The sequence below is a fragment of the Okeania sp. SIO2B9 genome, assembly GCF_010672505.1.
In the GTDB taxonomy this organism is placed as follows: Bacteria; Cyanobacteriota; Cyanobacteriia; order Cyanobacteriales; family Microcoleaceae; genus Okeania; species Okeania hirsuta.
In genome coordinates this window covers 1-7,150 of the sequence record NZ_JAAHGK010000248.1, presented here as the reverse complement: position 1 = coordinate 7,150, position 7,150 = coordinate 1, and the positions used below count along the sequence as shown (strand labels likewise).

Here is a 7,150-nt window from a genome sequence, read left to right as displayed (position 1 = left end):
GGCAATTACTCCTAGTTTTCATCGGGATAATTTTACAGATCGAAAATATCACACTCTTGATTTTCAGTTTTTAGAGTTTTCTGTTATTTCAGATGGGAATAACTTTTATTTTTGTTTGAAAGATATTGATAATGGGGAGATTTCAAAGGCAATTATTCCCTATCAGGAGCTAGAAAATGATTTAGATTTACCTACCCCACCCACAGTACTTTTGAAAGTTGTAAATAATTTAGATGTTCAACAGCAGGAGGAGGTATTGAGAGTTTGACAGAAAATTCTGAAGTTTGACAGTAGGATGCAAGAATTTTCTTCTGCTGGGAGTATTAAATATGGAATTGGTAGTGGGAAAAGTTGTAAATTTTGTGCTGAATTTTTCCTGGATAAAGGCGAATTAATAATATTTCTCTGGATACCATATAAAGGAGGTGAAAGTTCGAGAATTGGCAGAGCTAGAATTTGGAAAGATTGGCAAGATCAAGCTTTGATTGAAGGTTATGTATCCAGTGGAGTAGGAACAGAAATAAATCGGCATAAAAGGAGTATGCAAAAATTAATAGAAGCAATTGAAATAGGAGGTAATTATTCTCAGTTTTCTATCGATATTGGTAATCGTATATACTACTTTTCGTTACCGATAAGCAAAAATATGAGGGAAAAATATATTAAAGCAGTTCTTAGAATTATGAAATATCCCAAAAAAACCAAAACCTCTCACCTGTGAAGATATGGAGCTATTTAAACATTATAAAAAACTATGGGAAGCAAGAATAGGAGAAGAATTAAAAACAGAAATTTTAGATTGTTATAAATCTCTAGACTCATTAATTGATTTGGGTGCATCTCACATTTGCAAAAATACTTTTTTCCTATATATTCCCTATTCCCTGTTACCTGTTGCCTGTTGCCTAAAAGCGATAAAATTTTGGCTTTATTCTTGCATTGAGATGCACCCATTGATTTAGCATTAGAAAAATGGCGTTCGAGACTTTAAATATAATTTAGATAAAGTTCTATTTATCTTTTTCTTTATTGGTTTAATATCCTACCGTCTACAGAGTTTCTACAATTTGGTTAGGATTTGTAGACGCGGAGGGAATGCTTAAAAGTTGCCCCATCCACTTTTTTCTTCTTCCTTCTTCAATATTTGCTATAAAATTTCTGTAAAATTACCCCAAAATTAAATTATTGGCTGACGATAAAAAAATTTGATACAATGTAGCTAAAACTTAGCTAATATACATAAAAATGACCCAGCCAATATTATCAATTGTAGTACCCACAAGAGAAGGTCTTCCTGAATATTGGATCGAAACCCTTTTAAAAATCAATGGAGATGTAGAGTTAATTTTAGCCCACCCTCCAGGAATGGAAAAACTGCCAATTAGCGACCCCCGAATGCAACAAATAAATAGTTCATTTCGCGGAGAAATAATTCAAAGAATGACTGGGTTAGTAAATGCTTCGGGAAAATATATTTTAACAGTAAATTGTGATGAACTTTTGCATCCAGATATTGCAGAAATAACTAGAAAATATTTTACTAAATATCCTGATAGTTGGGTTTTAAGGCTTAATAGAAAAGATGTAAAATATGGTGATGAGGCTAGTTTAAAATCTCCATGGGAATCAATATTTAATATTGATGAAATGAATACTTGTGGTGTAAGGACGGGAGACCAAAAATTACAAAATCAACCGAATTATATGGTGGAAATACCCATAGCTCCTTTGCATAATAAATTCAATCCCTTGTGTCTTTTAGGGAAAAGAAAAGATCATCAAGGATGGCATACAGAAAACTTTGATAAAAAGGTATGGAAAAATGAAATAGTACAAGCAACTTTGGCAGATATTAGAGATGCGATGATTTTGTCAGGACCGTTTAAATATTTTCCTTTTTGGTGTTTGGATAGATTATTAGGACTTTCTATTCAAGCAAAGTATTATGAGCAAGGAAAAATTATCGGTCATAAATTGCCTAAACCAGAACAAATTAGGATTGAAGATAATCCTCCTGAATACAAAAGAACCAAAAGATTTTATGTATTTGCCGAATTTTTATTACTGAAAAATAATCCTCAATATGGCTATCTCTGGAATTTGATTTTAGCTCAATTAACAGAGATTCCTGTAAGAGCAGTTTCTTCTGTTAGTCGTCAGCTATCTAAGAATAAAATGCAGAAAATTACTGATGGATAATGTTCAAAAATTAATAATTAATAATTACCTCTCCTTGAAAAGAAGAGGATTGACTAATCATGATTTTTTTTCTTTATTATCCCCTTGAAAAGGGAGGTTTTAAACCACAATTTTTCGGTAATTAGTAATTAGTAATGGGGAAATAAAAAAGCAAATCGCGAAAAGGTTTAATGCAATTATTTATAGCCTCAATTTGCAGGTATTCTCTAGTGATAGGGCGCTTGCCAACAAGGAAGTAAGTAGGGATGTTCTATGAAATGTCCCTAAAAAATTGTTATTATTAGGTGTTTGTAAATTGAGCTATGAATGATCGGGAACTGGAAAATCTTTACTAATTAAAGATCATGGATCAGTAAACAAACAGAATACTTCAATAAAACTACCGACGTGTGAATAACACAAAGTTTAGTGCTGAAACGAGGTCAAGGCTGGATTAATCGAGTTAGAGAATCAATGCAGAATTAAATCGTAGGTTTTTGTTCAAATACTTCATCTGGTCTGTGTTGTTATTCCAGCAATGGTAGACTACTAATCATATCACACAAAAAACTATCAAAAGGCAAACTATTAAGAAGACAGAAGAAAATACTCATCCTTTACCCCCTGGTAGTTTTGGACTTCCATTAATTGGTGAAACCATTGATTTTCTAAGAGATCGTAATTTCGCTGATCGACGAGAAGAAAAATACGGTACTATCTTCAAAACTCATATATTAGGTCGTCCTACAATTGTAATGATTGGCCCTGAAGCAAACCGTTTTATTCTCCAGACTCATTTTGACCATTTTTCCTGGCATGACGGTTGGCCGAAAAGTTTTCACGAACTTTTAGGCAGATCTCTTTTCTTGCAAGAAGGGGAAGAACATCAAAGAAACCGTCGATTATTAATGCCTGCTTTTCATGGGCAAGCTTTAAGGAATTATTTTGCAACTATGGTTGATACTATCAATCGTTATTTGGTGAAATGGTCTGAGATGAAACATCTGACTTTACTACCAGAAATGAAACAGATGACCTTTGAAGTTGCGAGTATATTGCTTTTAGGTAGTAAACCAGGAACAAAAACTGCACTTTTGTCTCGAAAATTTAGCGAACTAACCGCAGGTTTATTTAGTTTTCCCATTAGGCTACCTTTTACTACTTATACCTCAGCGTTGAAGGCGAGAGATTTTTTACTGAAGCATATAGAAGCAGAAATCAGAGAAAGAGAAAAAAATCCGACTCAAGATGCACTAAGTTTATTAATCGAAACTAGAGATGAAGAAGGGAATAGTCTCAGTCTGGAAGAAATTAAAGTGCAGGCACTACTTATGCTATTTGCTGGACATGAAACCACAACATCAATGCTTACCTCATTATGTATGGCATTAGCACAACATCCTGATATTTTGGCACAAGCAAAAGCGGAGCAAGAAAATTTAAAACAGCAGGGAGAGTTGAGTAATGAGCAATTCAAACAAATGCCTTATTTAGAGCAAGTGCTCAAAGAAGTAGAAAGACTATATCCTCCTGTTGGTGGAGGTTTTCGAGGTGTGGTTAAACCTTTTACCTATAACGGTTACTATGTGCCTCAAGGTTGGCAGGTATTATATCGTATTGAAAAAACTCACCAAGATCGAAGAGTTTATACTAATCCTTCCGAATTCGATCCAGAGCGTTTTGATCGAGAAAGAGCTGAAGATAAGAAGATGGATTATAGCTTAGTTGGTTTTGGTGGAGGTTCCAGATTTTGTTTGGGTTATGCTTTTGCCCAAATGGAAATGAAAATTTTTAGTTCTCTACTATTGCGTAATTATCAGTGGAAATTAGAGCCAAATCAAGATTTATCCCTTAGTTCTATTCCCAGTTTACATCCTCGTTCTGGTTTGAAAATACTAATGATGAAAAATTCAGGCTAGTGCCACTATGCGGAAGTCAAAAGTCAAAAGTATTGATTGGTAAAGCTTTTAGGATTTTGTAACTGGTTAGTTATTTCTGCCATCCTACACTAGAACTTTACCAAAAAATTGGGTCTCTTCCCCTCACCCATAAGCAGGCGACTTTTTGATTTATCAAGTAGAAAAAAATATTCTATGGTGTTATTGTCGCGGGTGGGCTAATAGACATCTCCTGAATAGTTATAATTAGGATTATAGATAGAAGAGATATCTCAAACCTCTGAGATTGCTTTCCTTACGGAATGCTACGCAAACCTTCCACTCCGTTCCAGTCGCAATGACTTTATTATAAGTGATTATCCGAACATGATATAAGTCCTATAAAAATTAACTACCATTTGCAAACTGCTAATTCCCAATTACTAATTACTAAAATTTAACCGGAAGCGAGGGGGGAGAATTTGTAGCTAAATTCAGAGAGAAGGATATTGGAAATCTCCAAATTACCATCCTCTAATTCTGCTGAAATATTCATAGAGGAATTTAGCTATGCGAAATAGAAATGAAACTATTAGTGATATTATCGATAAGCGTCGTCCCCTTGTTCAGAAAATTGAACGCACAGAGACCAATCTTAGGGAACTTACCTCCGCGCTACACGCTCTCGAATCTCAACGCAATCAATTAATTACACAAATAGAAGACCGGAAAATTCAAGGTAGACTGGCGGAAATTGATTTTCTGGCGCTACATCTGAAAATTGCTACAGAGTTAGAAGCGTTGGCAAAACTGAAGGTGCGTTTTTCCCGCGATACATTGAATATTGGGGTAGTTGGTCGTGCTAGACAAGGAAAAAGTCGTCTTTTGCAAAGTTTAACGGGATTGACCACAACAGAAATTCCCGACGGCGATCGCCAACATTGTACGGGTGTTCGTAGCATGATTCGTCATAACCCTAATGTTACGACTTTCGGTGAGGTTTATTTTCATTCGGAGCGGTCGTTTATTGATGATGTCATTGCCCCCTATTATGAAAAGCTACATCTGGGTGCTAAACCTAATAATTTAGTCGAATTTGCTTCTAAACCTTTGCCACCATTGCCAGAAAATTTGCCTGGATATGCTGCACCGGGTGCGATGTATGAACATTTGAATCGATATCATACTAATATTGATAAATATGTGGGATTATTAAATTCTCCACCCAAGCGTATTTCTAGTAATGAAATTCGGGAATATGTGGCTCAAGATACTGCTGATGGTCAACGGATATTTTTTAATTATTTAGCAGTTAAAGAAGTGAAAATTACCTGCCCTTTTCCTAATACTGATGTTGGGCAAATAGCTTTAGTTGATATGCCTGGATTAGGTGATACTGGTGTGGGAGATGAAACACGATTAATTCAGACATTAAGTCAGGATATTGATGCTGTTTTATTTGTGAGAATGCCTAGCGCTAAAGGTGACTATTGGGCAGATGTTGATGTCCGACTTTATGACACAGCTAGGGCGGCAATTGTAGATTTGCCTTTGGATTTGTGGTCTTTTATGATTCTCAATCAAACTAATGCTAATTCTGCTAATGGTGATAATTTGAATAATTGTCAAGACTTGGCTGACGATCTTGATAAAAAACATCTGAATTTAGTGGATTGTATTATTGCTAATTGTGCTGATGTGGAAGTAGCTAATCTGAAAATATTAGATACTGTTTTGAATTATTTAGCTACTAAAATTCAGAGCTTAGATCGACAATATGCTGCTTCTTGTCAAGAGCGGATGGTGGAGTTACAAAAAATTGTAGAGGTGGAAATAGAAAAGGCGCGTCAGGCTTTAGCAAGTCCTACTGCAAATCAAAATGAAATGGGAGTTTTTCTACCTTTATATAATCAGTTGATGAGTAATTTATCGGTGGGTTTAATGGAATTGCTGGATAATTTTAAGCAGCAACGTTATCTGGTAGATGAAGATTTTTTTAAACCTCAAGTAGAGGTAGCAATTCAAAGTTGTAAGGAAGATCCGGGAATTCCTAGTTTACAAGAGATTAAGGTTAGACATCGGGAAAAAGGTTCTTGGGAAATTGTTTATGCTGAATATTTACATAAAATTCGGACTCATTTAACTCGACATTTTAATTCCTTAGATAATGGGTTAAAACAATTAATTGATGATGCCAAGTATCAAATAACTCAAATATTAACCGAACAAGGAAAATTGGGAGGTTTAACTACTGCTAGGGGAGCCGATTTTTTGCAAGTTATTGCCCAGAATAAAGTGTCTGAGTTACAACCTAATTTACGCAGAGCTTTCCAAAATTTATGGAATTTTGAAATGTCTTATGAGGTAAATTTTCATTACCGAATTAGACAACACTTAGATGACTTAACTCCTGACGATACTTCCCTCCGGTTATCTGCTAAACCCACCGCTGAAGAAGTGCTAGAAAATTTAGAACAATTGCACCAAGAAACAGTTTATAAATGTCAAGAAGCCTTAACAGATTTATCATCAGAACCAAAATTAGCCGTATTTGCTGCAGTAGAAGAATTTGTCGATCAAGTATTGCGTGGAGAAGAAATAAAAAATGAATGGCCTGTATTTTTATATGAGGTGCGATCGCCTGTTTGGCCTGCTTATTTTAAACCCATGGGAGAGGGTTCAGATTCACTTAAAGAATGGCAAAGGTTAGTAGATATAGTTGGTAAGGCTAATCAATTAGAATTTCTACAATTTATTAATTAATAGTTAGGGAATAGGAGATAGAAAGAGGTTTTGGGGGATATTATATAGGATTAATCTCAATATTTTATAGCAATGGCAGTGGGAGCATCTTGCTCCCGTAGGTAAGCGAGACGTTTACATTATCACTTATCTATTAAGTGTAAGTAGGCAGACTAATATTACAGCATATTCCATGATGAATATATCCATAGCGGTCAAGATGCCCACACTACAAACATCCGATCATTAATATCTAGACACCTCCGATAATTAAAAATTAAATCAATTATTATCCATAAATTATCAATTACTCCCCTCCTGGGAGGGGGAGGGTCGAGGGGTGGGTTCCCTAT

Annotated in this window: 5 protein-coding genes; all 5 read left to right on the top strand. The window is 35.1% G+C overall.

Annotation, left to right across the window (positions count from 1 at the left end):
• The coding region (locus tag F6K13_RS11260) for a hypothetical protein (RefSeq protein WP_287287400.1) at positions 1–268 on the top strand (268 nt) is incomplete at its 5' end.
• A gap of 27 nt (positions 269–295) precedes the next feature.
• Positions 296–721, top strand: coding sequence for a hypothetical protein (locus F6K13_RS11255; protein ID WP_124144970.1), 426 nt, complete (start codon positions 296–298; stop codon positions 719–721).
• 524 nt (positions 722–1,245) lie between these two features.
• The gene (locus tag F6K13_RS11250; RefSeq protein WP_124144969.1) at positions 1,246–2,199 is read left to right on the top strand and encodes a transposase; all 954 of its coding nucleotides are present in this window, start codon (positions 1,246–1,248) and stop codon (positions 2,197–2,199) included.
• A gap of 536 nt (positions 2,200–2,735) precedes the next feature.
• The gene (locus tag F6K13_RS11245) at positions 2,736–4,097 is read left to right on the top strand and encodes a cytochrome P450 (RefSeq protein WP_338043180.1); all 1,362 of its coding nucleotides are present in this window, start codon (positions 2,736–2,738) and stop codon (positions 4,095–4,097) included.
• Between the two features lie 528 nt (positions 4,098–4,625).
• Positions 4,626–6,818 (top strand): hypothetical protein, encoded by a 2,193-nt coding sequence (locus tag F6K13_RS11240; RefSeq protein WP_124144967.1) that lies wholly within the window; start codon positions 4,626–4,628, stop codon positions 6,816–6,818.
• Positions 6,819–7,150 lie beyond the last annotated feature (332 nt).

Bases quoted from the DNA above. Each gene is read 5' to 3' on its own strand.
- F6K13_RS11255 (WP_124144970.1), top strand. From the start codon at position 296: ATGCAAGAATTTTCTTCTGCTGGGAGTATTAAATATGGAATTGGTAGT.
- F6K13_RS11250 (WP_124144969.1), top strand. From the start codon at position 1,246: ATGACCCAGCCAATATTATCAATTGTAGTACCCACAAGAGAAGGTCTT.
- F6K13_RS11240 (WP_124144967.1), top strand. From the start codon at position 4,626: ATGCGAAATAGAAATGAAACTATTAGTGATATTATCGATAAGCGTCGT.